Source organism: Pseudoalteromonas sp. OF7H-1 (assembly GCF_022347825.1).
In the GTDB taxonomy this organism is placed as follows: domain Bacteria; phylum Pseudomonadota; class Gammaproteobacteria; order Enterobacterales; family Alteromonadaceae; genus Pseudoalteromonas; species Pseudoalteromonas maricaloris.
This window is the reverse complement of sequence record NZ_JAKRFX010000009.1, coordinates 23,594-46,573: the sequence shown is the minus strand read 5'-3', so window position 1 is coordinate 46,573 and position 22,980 is coordinate 23,594. Positions and strand designations below refer to the sequence as shown.

Annotated in this window: 24 protein-coding genes; 11 read left to right on the top strand and 13 right to left on the bottom strand. The window is 45.1% G+C overall.

Annotated features, from left to right (window positions below):
- Window positions 1-2: 2 nt before the first annotated feature.
- From MHN30_RS12630 to MHN30_RS12600, 7 genes are all read right to left on the bottom strand, one after another.
- The gene (locus MHN30_RS12630) at window positions 3-1,061 is read right to left on the bottom strand and encodes a cysteine synthase family protein (protein WP_239359847.1); all 1,059 of its coding nucleotides are present in this window, start codon (window positions 1,059-1,061) and stop codon (window positions 3-5) included.
- Window positions 1,062-1,097: 36 nt separating this feature from the next.
- Window positions 1,098-2,432, bottom strand: a complete 1,335-nt coding sequence (locus MHN30_RS12625; protein ID WP_130163823.1) for an alanine racemase — start codon at window positions 2,430-2,432, stop codon at window positions 1,098-1,100.
- Complete coding sequence (locus tag MHN30_RS12620; protein WP_239359845.1) at window positions 2,429-3,898, bottom strand: DUF3526 domain-containing protein; 1,470 nt, start codon at window positions 3,896-3,898, stop codon at window positions 2,429-2,431. Before MHN30_RS12620 ends, MHN30_RS12625 begins: the two co-directional genes overlap by 4 nt.
- Window positions 3,895-5,295 (bottom strand): DUF3526 domain-containing protein, encoded by a 1,401-nt coding sequence (locus tag MHN30_RS12615; protein ID WP_239359844.1) that lies wholly within the window; start codon window positions 5,293-5,295, stop codon window positions 3,895-3,897. Before MHN30_RS12615 ends, MHN30_RS12620 begins: the two co-directional genes overlap by 4 nt.
- On the bottom strand, window positions 5,295-6,014 hold the full coding sequence (locus MHN30_RS12610) for an ABC transporter ATP-binding protein (RefSeq protein WP_130163826.1): 720 nt from the start codon (window positions 6,012-6,014) through the stop codon (window positions 5,295-5,297). The genes MHN30_RS12615 and MHN30_RS12610 overlap by 1 nt, the downstream gene beginning before the upstream one ends.
- 9 nt (window positions 6,015-6,023) lie before the next feature.
- A complete protein-coding gene (locus MHN30_RS12605; RefSeq protein ID WP_239359843.1) occupies window positions 6,024-8,129 on the bottom strand; it encodes a TonB-dependent siderophore receptor in 2,106 nt (701 codons plus the stop codon).
- A gap of 402 nt (window positions 8,130-8,531) precedes the next feature.
- Window positions 8,532-9,605, bottom strand: a complete 1,074-nt coding sequence (locus MHN30_RS12600) for an SGNH/GDSL hydrolase family protein (protein ID WP_130163828.1) — start codon at window positions 9,603-9,605, stop codon at window positions 8,532-8,534.
- 176 nt (window positions 9,606-9,781) lie between these two features.
- On the opposite strand from MHN30_RS12600, the gene MHN30_RS12595 reads away from it, so the two are divergent.
- From MHN30_RS12595 to MHN30_RS12565, 7 genes are all read left to right on the top strand, one after another.
- Complete coding sequence (locus tag MHN30_RS12595) at window positions 9,782-10,171, top strand: HIT family protein (RefSeq protein ID WP_130126093.1); 390 nt, start codon at window positions 9,782-9,784, stop codon at window positions 10,169-10,171.
- Entirely contained in the window at window positions 10,172-10,459 is a 288-nt protein-coding gene (locus tag MHN30_RS12590) for a hypothetical protein (protein WP_130126094.1), read from the top strand.
- A 15-nt stretch (window positions 10,460-10,474) separates the two neighbouring features.
- On the top strand, window positions 10,475-10,927 hold the full coding sequence (locus MHN30_RS12585) for a GNAT family N-acetyltransferase (RefSeq protein WP_130163829.1): 453 nt from the start codon (window positions 10,475-10,477) through the stop codon (window positions 10,925-10,927).
- A 13-nt stretch (window positions 10,928-10,940) separates the two neighbouring features.
- Window positions 10,941-11,348, top strand: a complete 408-nt coding sequence (locus MHN30_RS12580; protein ID WP_130126096.1) for a GFA family protein — start codon at window positions 10,941-10,943, stop codon at window positions 11,346-11,348.
- 9 nt (window positions 11,349-11,357) lie between these two features.
- Entirely contained in the window at window positions 11,358-11,738 is a 381-nt protein-coding gene (locus tag MHN30_RS12575; RefSeq protein WP_130163830.1) for a DUF4440 domain-containing protein, read from the top strand.
- A gap of 126 nt (window positions 11,739-11,864) precedes the next feature.
- Window positions 11,865-12,686 carry a hypothetical protein gene (locus tag MHN30_RS12570; protein WP_130163831.1) on the top strand — a complete coding sequence of 274 codons (822 nt, stop codon included), beginning with the start codon at window positions 11,865-11,867 and terminating at the stop codon, window positions 12,684-12,686.
- Between the two features lie 15 nt (window positions 12,687-12,701).
- A complete protein-coding gene (locus MHN30_RS12565; RefSeq protein WP_130163832.1) occupies window positions 12,702-13,544 on the top strand; it encodes a hypothetical protein in 843 nt (280 codons plus the stop codon).
- A gap of 17 nt (window positions 13,545-13,561) precedes the next feature.
- On the opposite strand, the gene MHN30_RS12560 is transcribed toward MHN30_RS12565, so the two are convergent.
- Window positions 13,562-14,944, bottom strand: coding sequence for a pyridoxal-dependent decarboxylase (locus MHN30_RS12560; RefSeq protein WP_045989784.1), 1,383 nt, complete (start codon window positions 14,942-14,944; stop codon window positions 13,562-13,564).
- A gap of 95 nt (window positions 14,945-15,039) precedes the next feature.
- On the opposite strand from MHN30_RS12560, the gene MHN30_RS12555 reads away from it, so the two are divergent.
- The 4 genes from MHN30_RS12555 (at window position 15,040) to MHN30_RS12540 (ending at window position 18,641) form a co-directional block, all read left to right on the top strand.
- Window positions 15,040-16,434, top strand: a complete 1,395-nt coding sequence (locus MHN30_RS12555; protein ID WP_130163833.1) for a PLP-dependent aminotransferase family protein — start codon at window positions 15,040-15,042, stop codon at window positions 16,432-16,434.
- Window positions 16,435-16,474: 40 nt separating this feature from the next.
- Window positions 16,475-17,056, top strand: coding sequence for a nucleoside deaminase (locus tag MHN30_RS12550; protein ID WP_039497274.1), 582 nt, complete (start codon window positions 16,475-16,477; stop codon window positions 17,054-17,056).
- 156 nt (window positions 17,057-17,212) lie between these two features.
- Window positions 17,213-17,962, top strand: a complete 750-nt coding sequence (locus MHN30_RS12545) for a transporter substrate-binding domain-containing protein (RefSeq protein ID WP_239359842.1) — start codon at window positions 17,213-17,215, stop codon at window positions 17,960-17,962.
- An 85-nt stretch (window positions 17,963-18,047) separates the two neighbouring features.
- On the top strand, window positions 18,048-18,641 hold the full coding sequence (locus MHN30_RS12540) for a DUF998 domain-containing protein (protein WP_239359841.1): 594 nt from the start codon (window positions 18,048-18,050) through the stop codon (window positions 18,639-18,641).
- On the opposite strand, the gene MHN30_RS12535 is transcribed toward MHN30_RS12540, so the two are convergent.
- From MHN30_RS12535 to MHN30_RS12515, 5 genes are all read right to left on the bottom strand, one after another.
- Window positions 18,631-19,278: a tRNA (adenine(22)-N(1))-methyltransferase TrmK gene (locus tag MHN30_RS12535; protein WP_239359839.1), complete on the bottom strand. Its 648-nt coding sequence runs from the start codon at window positions 19,276-19,278 to the stop codon at window positions 18,631-18,633. The genes MHN30_RS12540 and MHN30_RS12535 overlap by 11 nt on opposite strands.
- 15 nt (window positions 19,279-19,293) lie before the next feature.
- Window positions 19,294-20,325 (bottom strand): DUF2955 domain-containing protein, encoded by a 1,032-nt coding sequence (locus tag MHN30_RS12530; protein WP_239359837.1) that lies wholly within the window; start codon window positions 20,323-20,325, stop codon window positions 19,294-19,296.
- A 1-nt stretch (window position 20,326) separates the two neighbouring features.
- On the bottom strand, window positions 20,327-21,391 hold the full coding sequence (locus MHN30_RS12525; protein ID WP_239359835.1) for an HlyD family secretion protein: 1,065 nt from the start codon (window positions 21,389-21,391) through the stop codon (window positions 20,327-20,329).
- Window positions 21,384-21,869 (bottom strand): MarR family transcriptional regulator, encoded by a 486-nt coding sequence (locus MHN30_RS12520; protein ID WP_045989777.1) that lies wholly within the window; start codon window positions 21,867-21,869, stop codon window positions 21,384-21,386. The genes MHN30_RS12525 and MHN30_RS12520 overlap by 8 nt, the downstream gene beginning before the upstream one ends.
- Before the next feature lie 93 nt (window positions 21,870-21,962).
- Window positions 21,963-22,940 (bottom strand): TDT family transporter, encoded by a 978-nt coding sequence (locus MHN30_RS12515; RefSeq protein ID WP_239359833.1) that lies wholly within the window; start codon window positions 22,938-22,940, stop codon window positions 21,963-21,965.
- Window positions 22,941-22,980: the final 40 nt, after the last annotated feature.

The following is a 22,980-nucleotide window of genomic DNA, read 5'->3' as shown; positions in this document are numbered from 1 at the left end:
GGTTAGGCTCTCGCGGCAGGTTTATATTGCGTTAATAGGTCATCGAGCTCTTGCTCGATGTTAATGTCGATAAGGTCGTGTTTTGCCATCCAATCATCATTGAATACGGTATCGAGATATTTCTCGCCACCGTCACAAACGAGCACTACAAATAAGCTATCGGCGGGGGCGGTTTTTAACGCCTGTAGCGCTTCGTATATAACTCCACCTGCCGAGCCACCGACCATTAGGGCGTAGTGCTTGGCAAGGTATCTGGCGGTATTAAACGCTTGTTTGTCAGTTACCTTCACGCCTTTGTCGATAAGTTCATACTCAATTACAGGACCTATCTCAGCGCCTTCCGGCGTCCCCGTTCCTGACTGATGATAATTCAGTCCAGGTCCACCGAAGATCACAGAACCCACAGGTTCAACCCCAATCGTTGTGAGTTGATGACAACCTAAATCCCGCAGAGCCCTTGTTGTGCCGCATAGCGACCCACCTGTGCCAACCGCACCGACAAGGTGGGTAATGTGTTCACCAAGTTCATAAAAGACCTCTTGCGCAAGTCCTGTATAACCACGGCTATTGGCAAAATTATTGTGCTGGGCGGTCCAAAATGCGCCTTGCTCTTGTGCCAGCTTTGCGGCCATCGCATCGCGAATATCAGTCGATAAGCTGTCGTCTCCGGCTTCGCTAACACAGATCACTTCCGCGCCAAAAGCTTTCATATTGCTGATTTTCTCTTTTGCCGCATGGTTATCCACAAGAGCGGTAAAGCGATAGCCACGCTCAGCTGCAAGCAGTGCAAGACCAACACCGGTATTGCCGGAGGTTGACTCAACGACCCAGCCCCCCGGCTTCAGTTGGCCGCTGGCTTCTGCTTCATCTAACATAGACTTCGCCATTCGGATTTTAGCGCTACCGGTGGGGTTAAACTGCTCAAGCTTAAGATACAGTTTGCTACCGTTTGGTAGACTTAAAAACTGCATTAGCGGGGTATTACCTATGCTTTGCGATACCCTTAAATAAGGGGTTAGGTGTAATGTCGAGGCGAGCGAATGCTGCGCATTTATGTTCATAAATAGGCTCCTTTACGTTGTGTTGTTGGGTAACTTTTAGCTAAGTAGCTGCCAAGAAAGTGTCTTGTTCTCCCACGTTACGGCGATTTTTCGTGGCAATGGCATAGAGTGAAATTCGGATTCATTTGAATCCATTTGATATCCTGCGGTGTTGAGGTAAATCATGAGGTCATCGCGTTGTGGTAGTTGCGACAAGGGAATAAACCGCCAGCTTAGCATGTCGCTATCTAGGCAGGTTGCACCGCCAAAAGCCACGCGATACGCTCCTTGTTTGCAGTTTGAATGTGCCGTGAGTAACATCGGACTTGGCAAGTATTCACTTTCAAACCACTGTTCTGACAGCGATAAGCTTGAGCCCGAAAGTGTAGCGATATGGCAGTCAGATGTGCCTAGGTATGGCTTTGTCCCTTGCACTTTAAACAAGCTAATGCCAGCCTCATCGAGCAGTGCCCGGCCAGGCTCGAGCATCAGTGTTAGGCTCCTTTGGCGTAATGCCGCTAATGCGGTTTGCCCATGTGCGTTCTTCACTGCCAAAATAGCGTGTAAGGTGTCCGCAGGGCTTTGCTCATTATGGTAGGGATAAAACCCTGCAAAGGTTTTACCTGCAAAAAAGCATTCAAAGTCCAAGGCTTGTTGCCACTGCTCATTTTGTAGATAGGAGACAGGCAGGCCACCGCCAATATTCACTTTTGATGGCGACAGTCCTATTTGCCTAGCCTCGTCTATCGCATCGATTAAAGTATGGATGCTCTGGCCACGTGCTTGTTGGCAGTACCCGCTTAAGTGGCAGCTAAATCCTTCTAAGTTTACCCACTCCTTGTATTCTCGGCACTGAGCTAATAATGGCGTAAGCTGGCACAGTGGACTGCCAAAGCGTGAGGTTTTAGTTGGTTGTGTTTGTAAACGTAGTAGCACTCGCGCTGGGCGCTTTCGCTGGCGGGCCAGTGTAATGACCGAGCTTAACTCAGCACTTGAGTCAATGGCGATAAGCGCTTGATGTACAAGTGCTAAGCTAAGCAAGGCATCTGATTTATGCGGACCGGATACACCAATTTTTACCCCTTGAATACCACCGCTTAGGGCAAGTTCAAACTCTTGCACACTAGCCACGTCTATCCCTATATCGTGATTAGACGCGACTTGAGTAAAGCATTGGGCTTTGTTGGCTTTTTTGGCAAAATAAATCTCATGCTCAAGCCCGAGTGTTATAAAGTAGGCTTGCAGGGTTTCGATATTTTCCGCAAAACGCTGAGGAAACACTAAATGTAGCGGCGCTCCCAATGCTGCCGTCCATTCAAATAATTTGGCTTGGTGCTCCGTTAGCAGGCTTTGTGTTTGCGGATGCAATTTTGCAGTGAAGGCATCACTCATACGACTAACACCTCTTTGTTATTTGCACTGTCTAACTTGTTGACGTGGCGTTTTGCTATAACGAGCAGGCCAACGGCTAGTAGCAGCAACCAGATTAATGGCGTGTAGTTGTTCACAGGTGTGGCAAAGTCATTGCTAAATTGAGGAATATCCGCAAGATCCGTGAGCGTTGGCTTTGCGCTACAACCCTCACAAGGTGCAAAATCGCCTCTTTGATTGGCTTTGGCAATTTCGTTGGCAAAGAAACCTTGTAGTGCTTGATGATGAGCTTCAACTTCTTCCATGAAGGCGTGATGACGTGCTAATCCATTGCCCGCTAAATCAACCAACAGTGTTTGTGCGATGAGTGCGGGGGAGAGATATTGTAGCTTTTGCGCATTATGTTGCTGTGCTTGTTGCGCCGTAAAAAATCGTACATCTTGGGCTGCCATTGCGCGTTCGACAGAATTAATCGTAGCAATTTTTTTGGTGGCGTAATCGCTGGCACCACTGCCATTTTTTGCAAGCTCTGGATGATCTTGAAAATACTGAGCTAAGGTCTTTTCACTCGCTTTTTGGGCATCGTCGCTGGCGGCACGCAGGCTATCTATATAGTGAATTCGTGAAGGGGTTGGGTCGAGTAAAGCGATGCTGGTATTGACCAGAGCTGGAACCACAATTACCAAGGCAAGCCAACAGGTGACCAAGGTAGCTGCGTTATTTGCCGCACTTTTAGCTCTGCTATTTACCCAAGCGGTTAAGGCAATCCAAAACCCAGAATAACATAGTGCGATAAGATTATAACTCAGCAGTTCAATCACCCCTAGCTGCTCTCGTATTGTTATTAAAAGCAGGCTACTAATACTTAAAAATGGCAGCACAATTAACGCACTTCGCAGCAATAATTGATAGGTCAGAAGGCGGGTTGCACTGCCTCCTTGAAGCATCAGTAGTCTTAGCTGTCCACCTTGGCGTTCGCTCGCTAACGCATTAAAGCAAATGCCAATAATGAGCAATGGCAGTAAGTAGACAATCACAAAACTTAAATCGAACTGGCCTAACAACAGAGAAAGCGGGTGAACATAGTCATATTGATGAACGATGTGCTGTTTCTCTTTGATTAGCATCTTAAAATAGTAAGGTAATACGTCGGCTTGCCCTGTTGCGATTGGCGACGTTGCAAGCGGGGCTTTGGTGGCGTAATTTTGCATCAAGTAAAAAGCCTGCCCGCGCAGGTCGTATGGGTCTTCCCACCACTTATAGTCTGCTGTACTGGCGAGCCTTTCGGGTAATCCAGCTTTGGCATCTTGGATGGCCTGTTGCTGCATCTGCTGCGTGGCAAGCACCACATCATGCTGTTTTTTAGCAAAGTAATGGGCGTTAAAAAATGCCATTAGTGCAAGCACGCTGGTGGTCAAGAACAGCGCGAGTACGAGCTTTTCTCGCCAGAGATTTTTAAACTCAGTAGCTAACATTAAGCGTTTCATCTTTGCTCCTCCAAGCGCAGCTTTTTAATCGCGAAGAAACTCAATAACACCAGAGCGATTAGCCAAAAGCTCAGGCTAAACAGGCTGATAACGTAGTGAGGCAGGTAACGAATAAAATTAGGATATTGGAATGCGAACTTTGGGATCTGTTGCCATAATTCCTCGCCTGCCGTGTAATGGCCGCCCGCCTTATGACCGTGATCTCTTTGATTAAAGTTAAGCACTTCTTGCATCATACGGCGGTGTTGCTCTGCCGCATTCTCAAATGCTTGCTGGTGGGTAAAGTCGCTGGCGGCGGTGGCCATCGACAGCGTTTGTATCGCGATAAACGGCGTTAACATCCCTGCAAGTTGATAACTTTGTGATTGCGCTTCTAGTTGAGCTAAACGCGCTGAAAATAGGCGGTCAAAAATTTTATCTGCGTACTGTTCACCAAATTGGAGTTGTGCTCCGGCATAATCAAAGGGCAAGTCTTCTACATTGCTAACACCATATTGAGTCAATGTTTGCTGTTTGAACTTTGCGATTGCTTCAACTCGTGCTTCGGTATAAACCTCACTTTCAAGCTTTGCTTGAAACGCTTGACCTGAACCTTGAGGATGAATGGTGGTCGCGATATTCATCGCCAGTTTTGGCAGTAAAAGCGTTGTAAAGGCCCAAATGGTTAATAGCGAGATCAATGCGCGCCTTGCCGTTGGAAGTAAACTTGAAAGCGTGGTGGTGAGTAACGACCAAAGCAATAGGTAAACCAAATAAAATAGTAAAAATAACCCACTTCTGAGTGTATGAGGTTCTGTGCTTGTTACTTGGCTATAAAGTAAAAAAATCGCAACAGGCAATAAAAACAAGCAAGAAATAGCAAAAAGCAGCGCACATTTGGCGATAAACAGCTTTGCTGGGCTTGCGCCCGATGCGAGTAGTTGTTTTAGGGTGCCTTGCTCACGCTCTCGGGCAAGTAGTGGGTAGCCAATTAATATAATCAACAGCGGCAGTAACACTTGCAGCACAAAGGCGGGCGATAAGCTGCCAAAACGTGACATTGGCAAGTTATCTTGCGCACTTCGAAACATACTATCGTTACGAATATGAGCCTCAAGTCTCAACACATTCCCTTGATATGCTTGTAATCCCGCGTCGAGTGCAGCCAATGGGGTGGTGGGTTTGACCACATAAATACCGTAGTGGGCGGCGGAATGGGGACCTTTTTCACCTTGATTTAACCAGCGTAATTGCTCTGATTGGGACACTTCCGTGACGGCTTGCTGATAGCTTTGGTGGCTTTTAAAACCGGTCAAGCAGGCAAGCAAGAGTAGTAATATTGCAATGCCCCCAAGCCAAAGCGCTTGTCCCTGCCGCTTGGTATCGAGCCATTCCTTTTTTAATGTCGTTTGAAACATCAGACACCCACCTTGATATGTTTGAGGTAAACGGATTCAAGTTGGACTTCTTGCAGTTGTTCATAGACTAAGGTATCGACTAATTGCCCTTGATTGATAATTGCCACGCGATGGGCATCTTCTTGAGCACGGTATAAGTCGTGGGTCGCCATTAAAATCGCGACGCCTTGCTTTGCTAATGACTGAATGAGCTGGCTAAATTCATGGCTGGCTGAAGGATCAAGACCTGATGTGGGCTCATCTAAGATCAATGCCTTGGCTTGTTTTGCAAGGGCAATGGCTATGCCCACTTTTTGTCGCATCCCTTTTGAATAGGTTGCAACGGGTTTATCTACAGCGTGACTTGGCAGTTTTACTTCACTGAGCAGTGTGCAAAAGGCCTCGTCGGTCTTTTCTATGCTGGCCATTTGGCTGAAATACGCGAGATTCTCAAGTCCGCTAAGTCGCGGATAGAGCGCGACTTGTTCAGGAATATAAGCCAGTTGCTGCCTTGCCGTTACTACGTCATGCTGTGGATTAATTCCAGCGATGGTGATTTCTCCGGCTTCCGGTTGTAAAAAGCCCAGTAAGCAATTAATCGTGGTGGTTTTACCCGCACCATTTGGGCCTAGCAGCGCTAGAATTTCACCTTGATGTACGCTCAAGTTTAATCCCTGTAACGCTTGGTATTCACCAAAGCGCTTTTGCAGGTTATTGATTTGAATAACAGGTGTAGTCATAAATTATCCTTAAAAGCTCACGCTTAATGAGGCGATAAAGGTGCGGCCACGACCGGGAGCGACTCCCCAATCTATGCCTTTGGCACCGCCAGATAGCCAATATTCTTTGTCGAACAGGTTTTCGGCCTTGAGTCGTAGCGTGGTGTTAATGTCAGTAAAGTGGTATTTAGCGCCCAAGTCGAAGCGCGTGTAGGCTGGTAGCTTTAGCGTGTTATTGACGTTTTGTTCGCGCTCACCAACATGGAAAATACCCGCATTGATGCTTAACGCCTCCCAAAATGGCAGCTGATAGTCGACATAGAGATTGGCTTGAAATTCAGGCACATTGGCTGGCGTGTTGCCATTAAGCGCGGGCTCGCCGTCAAGCTTATCTAAGCTGGGGTCCATCAAGGTGATGGATGCTACGGTTGCAAGGCCGTGAGCCAATGAACCACTAGCATTGAGCTCAATACCTTTATGTGACTGGACACCGTCTTGCACGAAATAGTTAGTAATGTGATTGTGGTACTCCAACATTTTTTCTATTTCGAAGACGGCCATCGAATAGTTCATGGTGTCCGTTTGGTATTTTATGCCAGCTTCAATTTGTTCGCTTTCTTGAGGGCCGAGTGATTCGCCCTCGTTTATTGCACCGCTGCCGATGACTGCAACGCCGCCTTCCCCCGCGCCTTCTGAGTAACTGGCGTAAAACGCGAGCTGATCGCTTGGGTTGTAGTTAAGACCTATGATGGGAGTATTAAAAGTTCGGTCGTCTAGCGTGGTTTTAGTTTGGCCAGGTAGAGTTTGCTCTTTTTTGTATTGAATATGACGCAGCCCTAAGGTGGCATAAAATACATCGTTAAAGTGCAAGGTATCTGTGATAAATAATGCGCTTTCAGAGGCTTCAGTTTTGGTTGGTTCTGGATAATCAGGGAACTGCGGTTTACTGCTATGAATTGGATTGAAAATATTGCCAACGGGGTTGGTTAACTCAAACCAACGGCCATCCTTCGACTCATAATCACGAATACTAACGCCGATGACTAGCTCATGTTCAACTGCAGCGGTGGTAAGTTGACCGCTGATAAAACTATGTGCCGAGAGCGTGTCATACGTTTCATCTGGAGTAATGTGGATAGCGGCAGACAGCACATTGCCCTGTGTATCAACCGAGTAGATATCGGGAAAAACGGTAAACCTATCATTACCAGAAAGCGCAGCTTGGTTTACCCATTGCCAGTTGTCGTTCAACCAAAAATCAGCACGTGCGGCAAGGTTATATGACTCAGTTTCATACTTTGCCCAAGGTTGTCCGAGCAATACATCACTGGTGTCGACATAGGGCGGTAATATTTTACGGTCAGGATCATTGGGGTCGCTGGCAAGTCCTATCAAAGGCTGTGATACGGTGCTTTTGTCTTGGTAATCGCCGTCTAATCGGATAAATAGGCGATCTGAGACTTGCCAATCCAGTGCTGCACTAAAGAAATAGCGCTCTAAGTCATCACCACCGGTAAAGTCACCGTTTTTCTCTGCTGCTGCATTAATACGATAGCCGAGTGTTTGCTCGTCGGAAATTGGCCCACCGAGGTCGATGTGTAAATACTTTCCTCCACGGCTACGTACTTCTGTTGTGACATCCAAAAAGGCGTCCATGGTTGGGCGCTTAGTCACATAGTTGATGGTACCGCCGGGGTTGTTAAAGCCTGATACGAGACTTGACGGGCCTTTAACGATATCAATGCGCTGAATATTCTCTAGCGGTACATCTTGGTAGGGGGCAAGCGCTAAACCGTCGCGTCTTAGACCGTTGGTCCAATCTAATTGAAAGCCACGCAGACTAACAAAGTCGAAAACCGTACCAATTGAGGTATTTTGAACAGAAGCATCGTTGGCAAGCACTTCGCCTAGCGTTTTTACTCTTTGATTGCTGATCAGTTCTTCAGAAAATGATTGAATGGAAATAGGAAGAAGCTGCGGATCTTTCATCCCCAATGCCGAAGCGTTCACGTCTCTCGTGCTGTAAAGAGGCGCGCGAGTGCCATGCACATCAATTGTTTCAATGGATTGTTCGGCAACACTAAGTGAAGAATATAAGCTACTAAGCACGCTAACTGTCAGGAGTGACCTTGTCATTTTGTTATTCCAACTGCAAAAACGAATGTGAAAAGAACCATCATTTATTTGATACAAATGATTATTTTAAAAATGTTATAACGTAACGATCTTAATCATGTTTTTGTGTGCTTGAAAAGAGGGAAGTTATTGCTAAAAGGTTATCTCTGGATCTTTTTGTTGTAAAAAACAGAATAAATGTGGGTTGTTCAAAGTAACAGCTTTGTGTATTGATAAAAGTATAAGTCTCAACGAGTGTTATTTTTATAAATAAAAATCGTTCTCATTAATTTGTTTTTAAAGTGGGTGAGTTGATTTTTTGTTGTGAATTTTTGTATAAAAAACAATGTGAAAGTTTGTAAATGGTTTGCGTGTTATTCAGTACATCGAGCTTAATCTCACTGAATAACGCCGAACATATGCTTAGAGAAGTGTTTGCTGCTTGATAAAGGTAACGAGTTTCTCGGCAATGTCTTGATGTTCCGAAGCGGTTGGATGCCACACACAGCCTTCTAATGGTGAGTCGAAAGTATGACTGTATAGCTTAGTGATATCTTGCTGATTAAGCCTTGCAATTGCATCGTGAGTTGCTGGAATAATAAAGTTATATGGATATGCTGGACGAGGCATATAAATAATGGGAACCGCAGGATATCTTGCACGCAGCTGTTTGGTGAAAACGACCATTGTTTCTACCCACTGCGTTTTGACTTCATCAATAGTTTGCCAAGGCTCTGCAGGAGTTGGATCGGTACTAAAGTCATTGGTGCCTACTTCAATGATGATAAGCTGTGGAAACTTATCTTCAAAGTCAGTGTTGTCGGTAAATACTGCTGACATTTTGTCATAGTAACTACGCAGCGTATGATGTGGCTGATTGCCACCCCAATTTCGAATTAAGCCTAAACCTGAGTATGAAACTTGGGTAAAACTGGCACCCAACTGTTGTGCGCTCATATATGGAAATGCTTTACGCGCGTTACTTAAATCAAGAATTTCACTCCATTCACACTGTCTTTGGGTGGACTCACTGCCAAAGCCTGCGCTAATTGAATCGCCAATAAATAAGATATGGGGCTGTGGCTGCTGGATTGAGTCTAATTTTCCATCCACATCAACACTTAGGATCTGGGTATTGTGTTCGTAGTGCTCCCAGCGTTTAACGAGTTCAATTGTGACGGTTTCTGCCTTTGCGCTCTCAAATAGTGTGAAGGTCTCAGCGACTCCATTGGCGTTGGTCTTTAGCTTTTTTGTGAATTTGCCATCGATCAGTACATCGAATTGATCGCCGTAGCCCATCAACTCGATATGAAAGGCACGGCCAGTGAACTTAGTATGCAGCTGGCTACCCGGCCAATTAAAACTCACACTGCCATCGGCATAGTTTTTACTGACGCGTCCTTCATAATGAATCGCATGATGGGTCGCTGCGTGATTTGCGGCACTGGCTACGCTTCCAGAAGCTAATAAAGCCACCGTAACTAACGTTTTTAACATGTTGTATTCCTTGTAGGGTTATTCATTGAATAATGTAACTGGTTTAAATGGGTTGTGAGTGAATTTAGGCTTGAAAATTATTCACTTAAGAAAGGAAAAAATAGAATATATCACTGGCAGGAAGAGGGTTGCTCAGGTACATTACGCTATGTAATCAGGTTAAGGAGAGGTAGCTGATGACGATTGTAGAACAGATAGTTGCTCGGAATATAGAAGCGGTTATCGTATATGAATCAGAGCAGGTGATTGCGTTTGCCGATCATGACCCCATAAATTTTGGCCATATCTTAATTTGCCCCAAATCCCCTTATGAAACGCTTCTTCAGGTCCCAGAATCCATACTGGCTGAAATCCACGGCGTTGCGCGTGACCTTTATGTGCGAATTGAGCGTAAATTTTCCCCAGATGGGATTACGTTGGTGCAAAACAACGGGCACTTTAACGAATTGAGCCACTATCACCTGCATATTTTCCCCCGCTATAAGCGAGATAGTTTTGCGTTTGGACGTGATGAACTCAATATTAAACCTCAAGAGGTTTTGCGTACCTCACTTGAGGGGTTATAGATGCTCGGGGAAGTATTAATCAAGGTTGTTGTAACGCTATTGCTTTGTATGTCACTCGTCTGGACTTTGTTGCCTTGGGCATTTGGATTATTAAATTTTCAAAACAAGCATGGCTACCCACTCTACAAAATTGGCCGAGTGTGCTGGTGGGTAATGGTTGCTATGCATCCCGTATTTGCTATTGGTATTTGGTTTTTCGATGCCAGTTTAAGTAAGTTAATATTTAGCCTAGCTGCAATGCATTTCTTTTTTGGGATAACGTTTGCCAGAAATGTAAGCACGCAATAAATCAAAAGGTCATAAGTGAAGATTACCATCAATGCTATTCAGGGCGAGGATGCAAATGCCATTGAAAGGTTAATGCGCGAAGTTTCAGAGGCTGACGTCTTACCCCATTTTTCGCAGCTTGGAAAAGATACTTATTTAAACGAAATATTACCTGAAGTGACTCAGGTGATGCGCAACGCCAATTTTGTCGGTGCCAAGGCGTTGTTAAACGGTGAGCTGATTGGATTTGCTTTATTAAGAGATGGTAACTATCTCACCCATTTATTTGTTGCCAAGTCAGCCCAAGGTAAAGGGATTGGTCGGCGACTATTAGATACTGTGCTAGCGAGTACAACCGCAGCTCAAGTCTCATTGTGTTCATCGCTCAATGCAGCACCTTTTTATCTTGCGTTAGGATTTCAGGCGACAGGGCAAGAAGCACAGAAAAACGGTATTAGATTTATTCCAATGAGGTTAGATCGAACTTAAGCAAGGATATTTTATGACATTTCCAATTAATGGCTCGTGCCAATGTGGTGAAGTAAGCTACACGTTAAAAGCAGCACCTAAAATGGTGGTCGCCTGTCACTGTAAGGCTTGCCAAAAACTATCAACCAGCGCATTTAGCATTACTGCCATTGTTGATAAAGACGATATTGAATTTTCGGGTCTGATGAAGGAATGGCGGCGCCCAGCTGATAGCGGTAACGTTAGCGGAGCAAAGTTTTGCCCAACTTGTGGCAATCGCATTTACCACTTTAATCCCGCAGAACCGAATTCAATTAAACTCAAACCAAGTAATTTGGACGATACTCGCCTTATTCAACCGACGGCCCATGCATGGGTTAGTGAAAAGCAAGACTGGTATACTATCCCAGAGGGCGTCATTGTATTTGATAAACAGCCTTAGCCTGCTCTGATGTGTTCAACGTCAATTATTGAGCAAGTCATCGCGAAGGAGTGTGCGCTTCATCGCAAAGAAAATAGGCATAATATGGCGTTGTGTCGCGAACTCCTTCACCCTCAATTTATTGAGGTTGGACGCTCTGGAAGCCAATATAACTTGAGCCAGATCCTATGCTTAATGAATGAAGAAGAATGGCCAGATGGGGAGGTGGTAGCAGAGCAGTTTCACTGTGCTTATATGAATAGTGACGCTTTGCTTCTTACTTATCGCTCTGCATGGAGGGAGACTGATGGCACGCTTTCAGAGCATGCTTATCGGTCATCTTTATGGGTTGAGCAAAATGGTAAGTGGCAGTTGTTACATCATCAGGGTACGCCCACCAGTTTATTTTAGTGCTGTTGTTATGACATAGTTTGGATTGCAAAAAATCACAAAAGTAAATTTTAAGTAATTTAAAATGCGACTACACTAAATCGACATAAGAAGAATATATGCTAGATCAAGATCTAAGGAACGAGTATGCCAACATCTCAACCAGGCACTGTAGTGAGCAATGCACAAACCAGAGCCGCTAATTTAACGACGACAAACAGCAATGAAGTGCCAGCGACTAAACAATTTGTAGTGAATGCCACCGGCAACTTATTTATCGCAAGTACACTAAACAGTACCGCAGATGGAAGTGTATTGCCGCAAGAAGCTGAAAATGCGTTTGGTGAAGTCAGCGTATTTTTTGCCGCGCTCACAAAAGCGATGGCAGAAGCTGGGACAAGTCTGTACGACTACGATGCACTCAATAAATTAGTGTCAAGCTCAGGATTGTTTGTCAAAGTGACAGATAGCAATATTCAATTTGAAAGTAAGCAAAGTGGCGTCACCTTATCAAGCCAACTGATCCAAACTTTACTAGGGCTCAGTGGTAATTTAGCCTCCATAGGTAAATCATTGATGGATATGATCGCTGGTATGGGGCAAGCCTCGCTAAGTATTAGTGCGAGTTCCGACAGCCAAGACAAAAAGGTCGGGACGATTATTTTTGTTTGCGAATATCTGCTTGGTGCAATTTCTATTGCGCCCATTGTCATTTCAGCGGATGCCAATGATGTAAAAGCCATTTGGCAAGCGGGCCCTTGCTTACAAGGCGGGCATACAGACGTGCAGTTAAGTCTGTGCAAATCAGTATACTTATTTGTGCCACCTGCATTTGTTAAGCAAGCGGCATCGCTCAATGAAGCGATGTCAGACCCTGAATTTAATAATCTAATTGAATCAATGCGAAGTGTCATAGCCGCACCGCCGCAAACCACTGCAGCCAGTAAAACGACTAAAAAGGACAGTTAATGTTGGGAGTAAATAATGTTCTCAACTTGGTTTAGCAAGCAAGATAAACCGTCAAAACCGCAGTCACAGCCAATGTATACCCCAATTACTAAACATTATGTGTTTAATGAAACGGGTAATATCATGTTGTGTGCCACGGCGGATAGCATTCAGAACTTTGACACTGACTTAAAAAGTGCATTCGTTGATATTAGTGTGTTTTTTGCCGCGATGACAAAAGCGGTGACGTCGACAACAAATCCGGTGACGGGGAAGCCGTTTTCAATATTTAACTACCAAGCTGTGAAAAATATTTTGGTAGAGTCAGGGCTTTTCATTGAAACCAATGTGGAAGAAGGCACTTTTAGTCACGATGGCGTAGGTAATGCGCTCGGCAAAGCGCTGTTTCAGCATGTCTTAAATCGAGAGTTTTCTGAAAAGCAGCTGCCTTTTGCCAAGTCCATGTTTAATGGTATGCAATATCAAAGGGCGAAGATGGCAGAGCAATCTGAGATGACGGAAGCGCAGCAGCAGCTTTGCCGCAGTGGTAGCATCTTTTTTATTGGTGAGCTGTTGATGGGCGTGCCACAAACGTCGGCAATTTTGCTTAGTATCGAACCACAAAGTATTGCCCAGTCGACAGGCGATACCGAAAGTGACTGGCAAGACTTATTTTCGTTGGCTGGGTTAGATGAAGACAAGCATCAGCCCAAGCACATCGTGCGTCATTGGAAATTTAAAAAACGTACTTATCTATTTGTACCACCGCAGTTTATTTCTCATGCGGTGGCTGGACTTGGTGAGCAAAGCAATATCGATTTTGAGGAATACAGTCGCAAGTTGGCGCAAAGTATTACTCCTAATCACAGCGTTAGCTAACTTCAAATATTATAATCTTAAAGCGCCTTAGCTAATTCGGTTAATGCGCTTTTTGCTATGTCTAAATCGACTTGCTCCGTTTGCCAATTACTGAGCGCAGCACGGATCACCTTCTGCCCTTGCCAACTCCCTGGGCTGACAAATATACGGCCGTCCGCATTAATGGCATGAAGAAGGGCGGTTGTGGCTGCGTCGTCTTTGCCACTTGGCTTGAAAAGCACCACGTTCAGCTCTCCGTAGTAGACTAATTCATAGTCTGGAGAATCAGCAAACCAGTCTGCAAGCTGTTTAGTTTGCGCAATATTTTTGCCTACCCATTGACGGATCCCGTCTTTACCATAGGCAAGTAATGACATCCAAACGGGCAGTGCCCTAAATCGACGAGAGTTTTCTACACCCATCGAAAAAAAGTCGGGGTCGGCTTTTGATGTGACTAAGTATGGAGCTGGAACGTCGCAGCTTTCAACCAAGTAGTGCAAATGACGAGTGAGAAAGATCCCACAGTCGTATGGCACATTGAGCCACTTGTGTGCATCCAAGGTAATACTATCGGCGAACTCTAGCCCCTTAGTGCGACCTTCTGAGCCAGAGACCAGCCGGTCGAAAATGCCAAATGCAGCATCAACATGCAGCCAAGCTTGGTGTTTATCGCATAGACGGCGGATCTGCATTAAATCGTCAAAATTAGTGCCGGTAACCGTGGCGGCACTGGCGATGACAACCTTTCCTTTGGCGTTACTTGTTGCAAGCGCTGACTCAAGCGCTGCAATATCCGTAGCCTCATTGCCTACTTGCGTTGCGACTCTCGTGATTTGGTTGCGACCAAGGCCTGCAAGACCAAGCGCCTTAATCATACTCGCGTGGGGCGTCGCGCAAAAAACCTCAACTTCCAAACCGAAGGCTCCATCTTCTGCCACATTGATCCCTTGTTGATGCCCTGCAAACTGGCGTGCTATGACTGCACCTAAGTAATTTGCTGCTGTCGCTCCTGTAGTAAAAAGACCATCAAAGCTCGCTGGTAGGTCGAATAATTCGGTTAGCCAGCGAATGGCCTGCCGCTCTATACTGGTCGCAATGGAGCCATCGCCCTTTGAGACATTTTGGTCATAGGTTGACACTAGCCAATCGGCAAAGGTGGCAACAGGTGTTGCGCCGCCAGTGACAAATCCCCAATACCTAGGCCCAATGCTGGTACTTAAGTTTGGCACTACTTGTTTACTAAAAATCTCTATCAGTGATTCAAATTCAATCCCTGATTCTGTGAGTGTTAGGTCGGGCGGAGCAATATCTCGACCTGCGACGGGACGGCTATTGCTAGACTGTATAAATGCCTCGGTAAGTTTAGAAAACTCAGTGAGTAATTGGGGTAATGCTTGCCATTGGTTGTGTGTCATCGTCATGTGTCAATCCTATTTGTGATCGAATACTGGAATTACAGTGTAACTTCGATAAAAATGCAGTACAGATACAGAATTCTTGGTTATTAAGGATACAGATGGCGAGGAAGTTTATTACATTAAGTGAGCAGGTGATTGCAGAGATAAATGCTGGTGAGCGTCAATGCGGTGAAAAAATGACTTCACTTAGGATCTTTGCCAAGCAGCATGGCGTGAGCATGAGTACTGCAATTAGAACCTATGAGGAATTACAGGATAATGGCTTTTTAGCTTCTCAAGAGAAGTCTGGTTTTTATATTTGTAAACCGAAAGCGAAAAATAGTGACATTGACTTTGCCACGTTTACGAGTGAAGTAAAATCTCCCAAAAGTGCGCTAAGACCCTCTGTCATGGGGCTCAATACGATGTTATCGACGGTGCAAGTAGCGCCCGAGTTGATGCCCATAAATCGCCTGACTAAGTTTATAAAGCAAGCGTTCGACTCTCCTCAGTATCACCATTTTCATTATCCCAATGCGATGGGACTGATGTCGCTTAGAGAGAATCTAACCAAGCACTTTAAACAAAAGGGGTTGGCGCTGAATCCTGATAATCTCGTGGTGACGGGCGGTTGTATACAAGCCGTGATGGCGGGACTGCAGGCTGTTACAAAAGCGGGGGATTGTGTGGTGGTGCCATCACCTTGTTATCAAGGTTTATTGCAACTGCTTGCAACGCTACAGCTCAAGGTCATTGAGATCCCAACGACGCCCGAAGGACTCGACCTAGAAGCCTTGGAACAGGTAGTGACAACGCAAAGGGTATCTGCGTGTTTGCTTACGGCAAACCATCAAAATCCAACGGGACACAGTCTATCTGTGCAACAAAAAGCGTGGCTTGCGGATTTTGCTGTGCGGTATCAAGTGGCGATTATCGAAGACGACGTCTTTGGGGAGCTGAGCCATAATCAAACAATGCCTTTACCGATAAAAGCGTGGGATAAAGCCGGATATGTAATTTGGTGTAGCTCAGTGTCTAAGACGTTAGCGCCGGGCTTGCAAGTTGGATGGTGTGAAGCTGGGCGTTATCAAAGCCAAGTGGCCGCGCTCATGCAGGCATTTCACGGCATGCCAAACCAATGTTTACAAATGGCGGTATCACGCTTTATTGAGACAGGACATTACCAGCGCCATTTACGTACGCTTAATCGCACCTTAGCGGCACACTGCTTCGCTTACCAAAGCTATTTGAAATCGCGTTTACCAAAGGGCTGTAAAATATCTTCCCCTCAGGGCGGAATGGCATTATGGCTGAAACTGCCTAATATTGACTGTGATGCACTCGCTTTACGGCTCGCTGAACTTGGGATTGAGATTCGCCAAGGCAGCTTATTTACAAGTCGTGAGTTGTATCAAGATCATTTGCGGATCAATTGCGGTTGGCCGCTTGATGTGGCAAAACCTTGGTTAGATAAGCTATGTGATTGGGTACTTCATAATTGCGCCAAATTATAGTGTTATGCTCGGTTCATATAATACAACAAGGAATTAAAAAATGACTGTATTACTCAACGCAGAAACTCAAGTAAATAGCGAAGCGCTCAATGCCATTGCACATATGCCAACCAAGAGTCTTGGCGTATTACTCGATAGCAACTTTACGCGTAAGCTTTGCGATAAAGACTTTATGCGCATTGCTGTTTTGCTGGCAAAAAAGGGTTATGAAGAGGGCGGTTGCCCAATTGGTGCGGTTATTGTTGATAACGAGACCAATCAAATTGTAGGTAAAGGACATAATACGTTAGTACAAGAGAGTCACCCATATAACCATGGTGAAACCTCGGCAATTCGAGATGCGGGACGGATTGATTTTAGTAAAACCACTTTGTATACCAGCCTAAGTCCTTGTGACGTATGCGCAACATTACTCTACATGCGTGGCTTTCAGCGAGTCGTGGTGGGGGATATCACGAATGCTTCAGGCAATGAGCCGCTACTTGAAAGCAAGGGTGTACAAGTCGATATTTTAGAAGATGAGCAAGGTATCGTATTGTATCAACAATTTCGTGCTGAAAAGCCAGAACAAGATTTAGAAGATTGGCAAGGTCTGGCAGCGGTAAACGCAGGTCATAAGTAGCTAACTGTGCCCATGGCGAGGTAAAACCATTACTACATGATTTACTGGATTATCAAATGAAATACTTTCCGAAGTAATATAGCCATTGCTGCGGATTGAATTGCAATGCAAATACGGGCACACTGACCGAATGATTATTTAATTTATTGAGATAAAATGATCCGGAAAATTTTATTCCTTATAGCGCTACTTGCATCAACCAAAATAATTGCTTCGCCGCAAGAAACGGTGCATTTTGTTGCGGAAGATTTACCTCCCTATCATTTTATTAATGGCCAAGGAGAAGTGGATGGTGGCCTGGTTGAGCTTGCTCAAGCGGTAGCAGATAAAGCAAATGTTACTGCTAAAATTGAAATAATGCCGATGGCACGTGTGTTACACGAATTAGAAACTAAACCTAATGTTGTGCTGTTATCTTGGCTAAAAACACCAACTCGAGAAGTCTATTTCCGCTTTTTGGGTACTATGTGCCATACGTCCGCATCACTCATTGGCCTGAAACAATCTCAAACGCCAATAAACGATCTTGACGCTGCAAAGCGCTATCGTACCGGAACCATACGCGGTTATTATAGTGAAACCTTTCTCAAACAAGCTGGCTTTTCTGAAGGCTATGAGTTGGTATTAGTGTCAAACTACCAAAGTCTTTGGAATTTATTGTTTAAGGGCCGGATTGATTTTGTACTAACCAACACACTAACACTCGAGAAAGAGCTAAACGCCCTTAAGCTGGACCCAAAAGCAATTGAGCATAAGTTACTTCTTGAGCATTTCCCAAGTGAGTTGGCTCTAGCGGTGAATGCAGAGTTTCCCAATGAGCTTGCGAACCGCTTGCAGCACGCACTAGCGGAATTAAGTCAAAGTGGTCAACAACACGCTATTTTGGAGCGCTGGAAAATTCACTAAATTGAATGCAGCCGCTTGGTTTCGTATGTTCCTAAATTAGTATAAAGTGTGTAGATATAAATTTAGCGCATTAAGGATAGGCGTGATGTTGCAAGAGTTGGTGAGTTATTTTGGCATACTAGCAAGTATATGGATGCTGGTAGGGGTGTATGGCGTTGCCAAGCGTTACCCAAATTATAGTCACAAAAATCAATTTTGTAGTGAGTTAGGTGCCAGTGGCAGCCCAACAGAGCGATTGTCTCCTGCAGTTAATAATTACCCCTTAGCCTTTTTATTTTGTTGTTTTGGTGTTTATATCATCTTGGTACCCGAAGGGAGCTGGGCGTTAGGTGTTATTGGCGGTTTGATTGTTTGTCATGGCCTAGCAACCGCTGTTGCAGGTTTCTTTCCTATGGATCGGGATCCATACACAACTTCGCCAAGTCGAGCGTGTAATATTCATTCTTTCGCGGGCATGGTAATGCTATTAAGCTTACTCATTGCACCTTTATTGGTTTGGTTTGTAAGCCCGTTAAACTCGCTATTTGCTTGGTTTTCTACCGTTTGTGTATTTGTTTGTGTCGGTTTTAGCTATCAGCTTGCCAACGCTTACAAGCAAAAACGTAATAGTGGGCTCTATCAGCGATTAAGTTATGGCACTCAGCTAGTTTGGCTGAGTGCGCTGTGTTTTATAGTGTAAGGTGTTGATAAGCCGATAAAATGGCTTGCGCTTCGGGTTTGCCTTTGGCAACTCGTGCATAATGATCCAGCGTTTTCTCTAAATAGCGTTTGGACAGCGTGCCTTGTTGCCAAATCGCTTCGCCCAATGGAGTTATGGTAGCGCCAGTCTTACCTGAAGTGAGATAGAGCACTTCGTAAATACGTCGATTTTCTTCAACCAGTGATTCATAGGTCAGCTTAAGTGGCAAAGATTGCAAGGTTTGCCTCAAGGTATAATGATGATGAACTGGGCAAAGCAAGAAATCGACCTCGTCACGCAAATTGCAACAAAGACTTGTCATCAGTTCTGCGGTTAAGTCGCCGCCAACACCTGCGATGATCACTAACTGCCTGCCTGAGTATTGTGCAAGAGGGAGCTTCGCAACGTCTTGGGTGTAAAGGCTATAGCGCGTTTCAGCTTCTGGAAAGAAGCGCGCGAGATCCAATTTTACTTTCGCGATAAGCGCTGGGACTACATCAACAAAGTGTATGTGCGCTTGGCTCGAATCTAAAAATTGTGCGCCAAGCTGGCCATGATCGCAGCAGCAGTCCCAAATATGTTGATAGTCTTCAGTAACAACATCATGCAAAGTCTGTAAGCGTTTTCCAAGCTTCAAGTGGATTCCTTTTATTCAGGCGTAGGTATGGTGGCGCGTTGCACTAAAGTGGTTAAGTAGGCGATGAATAAGGTAGATTGCACAGAGACTTACCGTAATTGCAACGCTCACTGAACTGAAGCGATACAGTGCGCTGTAGATTAAATCTTGATTTGGTGCGAGAGATTGACCAAACAAGATCCCAAAAGTGGTAATAATACCAAAGCCAATCCCAGGAGCACCACCACTTAACAAGTGGTAGCGACTAAAAATGAAGACTAAGATCCATAAAATCAAAATTGGAAAAAGTAAAATTTGGCTATAGGTTTGCAGTAGGATTTGCGCTGCTAACGCCAAGTTACAACCTATCAGCGTGCCAACTGCGCGTTGCCAGCCCGCTGTGCCCGCCGCTTTCCAACTCAGTGGAAAGAGGATTAATATTGATGCCGCTTGGGCGGAAACGGAATCTTGTAAATCTAGGATTTGGAATATCATAAATGAGAGTGTGGCTACGGTGGCGCACAGTAAGACTTCATGGCGAATACTTGCCGCGTCTTTCGCTGGCCGTGGCGGTAATTGACGCACAGTAACATCCGGAAATAACCAATGCATTACATATGCTGTTGCGATACTAATGATAATAGCCAGAGAGTTACTGGCTATGAGTGAATATAAGCCGCCACTGGTTGAAGCATAACTGGCAAAATGAAGTTGGATTGATAGTCCCACCACACTCATTGCACCAAATAAGAAGTTAACGCCTTTGCTCATTTGCAAAAACAAAAAGGCAAATAAGGCAAAGGTGAGTATGGACATTAACGCAGGGTGGAAGCCAAATAGCCCTTGTAGCATCAATACCGAAAAGGCACAGACCAACCCACTTAAGATAAACTGGCGCACTATGTGTGCGTTTAACATTGGTACTAACCCAAGTAGCAGCATGGGATATACGGTAAAAAAGATACCGTACGGCCAGTTGAGCAGTTTGCTTAGTGCAAAGCCTAGCGTACTCCCAGTTGCAATACGCAGCATTTGTCTCAGGTCATTGGCGTTCAGTGCAACTTTCATATCAATAAACGTAGTGAAGTAGACTGACGAATTTGATTTGCGCTTTTGCAAGCGTTGCAAGCAAAGTGCTTTCAGGCAGAACTTGAACCGTCGCTCTGGCACCACTTGCTAGTAAAGGTAATGGCTCATCAAATGCTAAATGAACGCGTTGACGCTGCGCATCTCGCACCCAGCGGTTGGAGGTCTCAACGGCAGCCAATTGGCCGTCGGCATTGAGTTGTCCATCACTGACGCCTGCAGAAAATTCATGGATCACGGCGGGATAGACTTTGCCCGGTAACGCATCAAAGCTCACTAGCGCTTGTTCGCCGAGTTTGACGTGGTAAAGCGACTTTTCTCTGAAATCCGCAGCTAAGTCAACATTGTCCGAAACCAAACTGGTTAAACTCACACCCGTGCGAGCATAGGTTCCCGTGGTGATCTGTAAGTTACTAATGATGCCATCATGGGGCGCGCGGACTTCGGTATAGCTGAGTTGCAATTTAGCCTGCTCTACGGCATTTCGTGCTTGCATTAGTGCAATATTCTGTTCGTCGGTTGCACCACGTTTTACTTCAAGCGCATGTAGATTAGCTCTCAGTGCACTAAGCTGTGACTTAGCCGTCGCAAAATTTGCTTGAATTTGATCTGATTCCTGCGTTGAAATTGCGTGTTGTGACAGCAAAGATTGGCTGCGTTTATAAAGTCGCTGTTGCTCATCATACTTGGCTACAGCAGCCTCTATTTGTGCTTGCTGGGCAACTACCTGTGCGTCTAATTGTTTGTTCTGCTGATTAACCTCTGCCAAAGCGAGCTCAGCCTTAGCTAATGCTAAACGATACGGCGCTTCATCGATAGTAAGTAGTAGTTGGCCTTGCTGAACTCTTTGGTTATTGCTGACATTTACTGCAAGCACTTCACCACTGACTTTAGGCGTCACTTTGGTTACTTGATGATACACACGTGCCTGAGGCGTCATTGGTATATAGAGATCAGCAAAGATAAAATAGCTAAAGCAGAGTGCAAAAAGGGCGATTGAAACCTTTACGTAGCGGGAAAATTGCTGATCTGGACTAAGTTTACTCACTGGTACCCCCACTTTCAGAAATATTGTCACAACATTGCTGAGCATTGTTCTCAAGTTTGACCAAAGCATGTGCAATAGCATTGAGCTCGTCATCGCTAAGCCCATGATATAAAAGTGCCTTCACTTCACTGATCCGCATCTTTAGCTGCGCTAACTGGGCTTGCCCGTGTTCGGTAAAGTAGATTTTACGACAGCGTTTGTCTTGCTTATCAATGCGGCGTTCAATGACGTTATTCTCTTCTAACTGTTTCATCGTGCGAGTCAGGCTCGGCATTTCGATATCTAAACTGCATGCCAATTGGTGTTGTGTGCAACCTTCACCCAAATGATGAATATGCATCATGGCGGTCCAGCGAGGCTGGGTAAAACCGAGTGGCTCCACAGCTTGGGTTACGGCTTGACGGCAAATTCTATGGACTCGGCCTAACTTGCCACAGAGACTAAGATCGAGCGTTTCATGAAATGGAAGTGACGACATAACTTAAGATATATTTACTTAGCATGCTAAGTATTTTAGATTAGTTAGCATGCTAAGTAAACAGTGTGTGTTTAGGTTATTGCAATATTAGCTTTAACTCTCTGAATTGGCGGTGCTTATTTTTAGTAAGAATCGCGTATAGTGAATACAAACATGGCTAATTACAGCGATCGCAACAACAAGTTCAAACCAAACTAGGTACTGCAACACACTTAACCAGCCTAAGCTTAAGTGTTCGCTGCCGAGCCAAGTGACGACCTTACTAATGGCGGTGACGCCGATGACTAATGGAAAGGTATATGCTGCAAAAGCGGGACTAAATGGCAGCCGTAGAAGCTGAATAAAAGCAAGGTATATTGCTAGGGTCATAATAATAGCAATGCTCAGTAGGGCAAACACCACGCCAGCCGCTGGCATTGGATGGACACTTAAATATCCTGCTAAACATAGACTCGCAGGCGCTGCCATGACTGCAATTGTGGGCTGGGTTTGCTGTGGTATGGCACTGCCTCTACACAAACGGTAAATCATGAACGGTAGCAGCAGCAGATAAAATATCACTCCCAAGTACCACAGCCCCATAGCCAAAGGTTGCAACGCTGACATACCGTTAAAGGTGACATCGGCAACGACAAACCCCACTGGGGGAATAAACCAACTTGGCACTAGCTGATTAAGCTCAAAATTGCGGCTGCGAAAATACACGAAGCTGGTTAGCAACCCTAGATGAAGTGCAATGGCGAGTAGCCAAACCACAGTTGCAATAAGATGAGAATAGGCCGAGATGCTATGAGAAATCACCATGATTGTCATGGCACTGGTTGGTAATACACTCCCAACTACTGGATCTGCGAGATCTGCTCTTAATAGAGCTGGTTGATGAATAAACTTAAGCACTAACAGCAATAAAATAAAGCCAGCCAGCAGTGCACTTAAAGGTTTTAACACAAAAAATGCGGGAAAGAGGTTACTGATACACCAGCCTAAACTAGCTAGCCCAAGAGCAAGACCAGACATCGGGGTGGGGATATTGGCGGTGAGTTTTTTACCATAAGAAAGAAGAGTAGCCATGCGTAATTTCACAATAATTGTTCGGTGAAGGGATAATACG

Coding starts and splice junctions, on each gene's coding strand:
- MHN30_RS12630 (WP_239359847.1), bottom strand. CDS start 1,061: ATGAACATAAATGCGCAGCATTCGCTCGCCTCGACATTACACCTAACC.
- MHN30_RS12625 (WP_130163823.1), bottom strand. CDS start 2,432: ATGAGTGATGCCTTCACTGCAAAATTGCATCCGCAAACACAAAGCCTG.
- MHN30_RS12620 (WP_239359845.1), bottom strand. CDS start 3,898: ATGAAACGCTTAATGTTAGCTACTGAGTTTAAAAATCTCTGGCGAGAA.
- MHN30_RS12615 (WP_239359844.1), bottom strand. CDS start 5,295: ATGTTTCAAACGACATTAAAAAAGGAATGGCTCGATACCAAGCGGCAG.
- MHN30_RS12610 (WP_130163826.1), bottom strand. CDS start 6,014: ATGACTACACCTGTTATTCAAATCAATAACCTGCAAAAGCGCTTTGGT.
- MHN30_RS12605 (WP_239359843.1), bottom strand. CDS start 8,129: ATGACAAGGTCACTCCTGACAGTTAGCGTGCTTAGTAGCTTATATTCT.
- MHN30_RS12600 (WP_130163828.1), bottom strand. CDS start 9,605: ATGTTAAAAACGTTAGTTACGGTGGCTTTATTAGCTTCTGGAAGCGTA.
- MHN30_RS12595 (WP_130126093.1), top strand. CDS start 9,782: ATGACGATTGTAGAACAGATAGTTGCTCGGAATATAGAAGCGGTTATC.
- MHN30_RS12590 (WP_130126094.1), top strand. CDS start 10,172: ATGCTCGGGGAAGTATTAATCAAGGTTGTTGTAACGCTATTGCTTTGT.
- MHN30_RS12580 (WP_130126096.1), top strand. CDS start 10,941: ATGACATTTCCAATTAATGGCTCGTGCCAATGTGGTGAAGTAAGCTAC.
- MHN30_RS12575 (WP_130163830.1), top strand. CDS start 11,358: ATGTGTTCAACGTCAATTATTGAGCAAGTCATCGCGAAGGAGTGTGCG.
- MHN30_RS12570 (WP_130163831.1), top strand. CDS start 11,865: ATGCCAACATCTCAACCAGGCACTGTAGTGAGCAATGCACAAACCAGA.
- MHN30_RS12565 (WP_130163832.1), top strand. CDS start 12,702: ATGTTCTCAACTTGGTTTAGCAAGCAAGATAAACCGTCAAAACCGCAG.
- MHN30_RS12560 (WP_045989784.1), bottom strand. CDS start 14,944: ATGACGATGACACACAACCAATGGCAAGCATTACCCCAATTACTCACT.
- MHN30_RS12555 (WP_130163833.1), top strand. CDS start 15,040: ATGGCGAGGAAGTTTATTACATTAAGTGAGCAGGTGATTGCAGAGATA.
- MHN30_RS12550 (WP_039497274.1), top strand. CDS start 16,475: ATGACTGTATTACTCAACGCAGAAACTCAAGTAAATAGCGAAGCGCTC.
- MHN30_RS12545 (WP_239359842.1), top strand. CDS start 17,213: ATGATCCGGAAAATTTTATTCCTTATAGCGCTACTTGCATCAACCAAA.
- MHN30_RS12540 (WP_239359841.1), top strand. CDS start 18,048: ATGTTGCAAGAGTTGGTGAGTTATTTTGGCATACTAGCAAGTATATGG.
- MHN30_RS12530 (WP_239359837.1), bottom strand. CDS start 20,325: ATGAAAGTTGCACTGAACGCCAATGACCTGAGACAAATGCTGCGTATT.
- MHN30_RS12520 (WP_045989777.1), bottom strand. CDS start 21,869: ATGTCGTCACTTCCATTTCATGAAACGCTCGATCTTAGTCTCTGTGGC.
- MHN30_RS12515 (WP_239359833.1), bottom strand. CDS start 22,940: ATGGCTACTCTTCTTTCTTATGGTAAAAAACTCACCGCCAATATCCCC.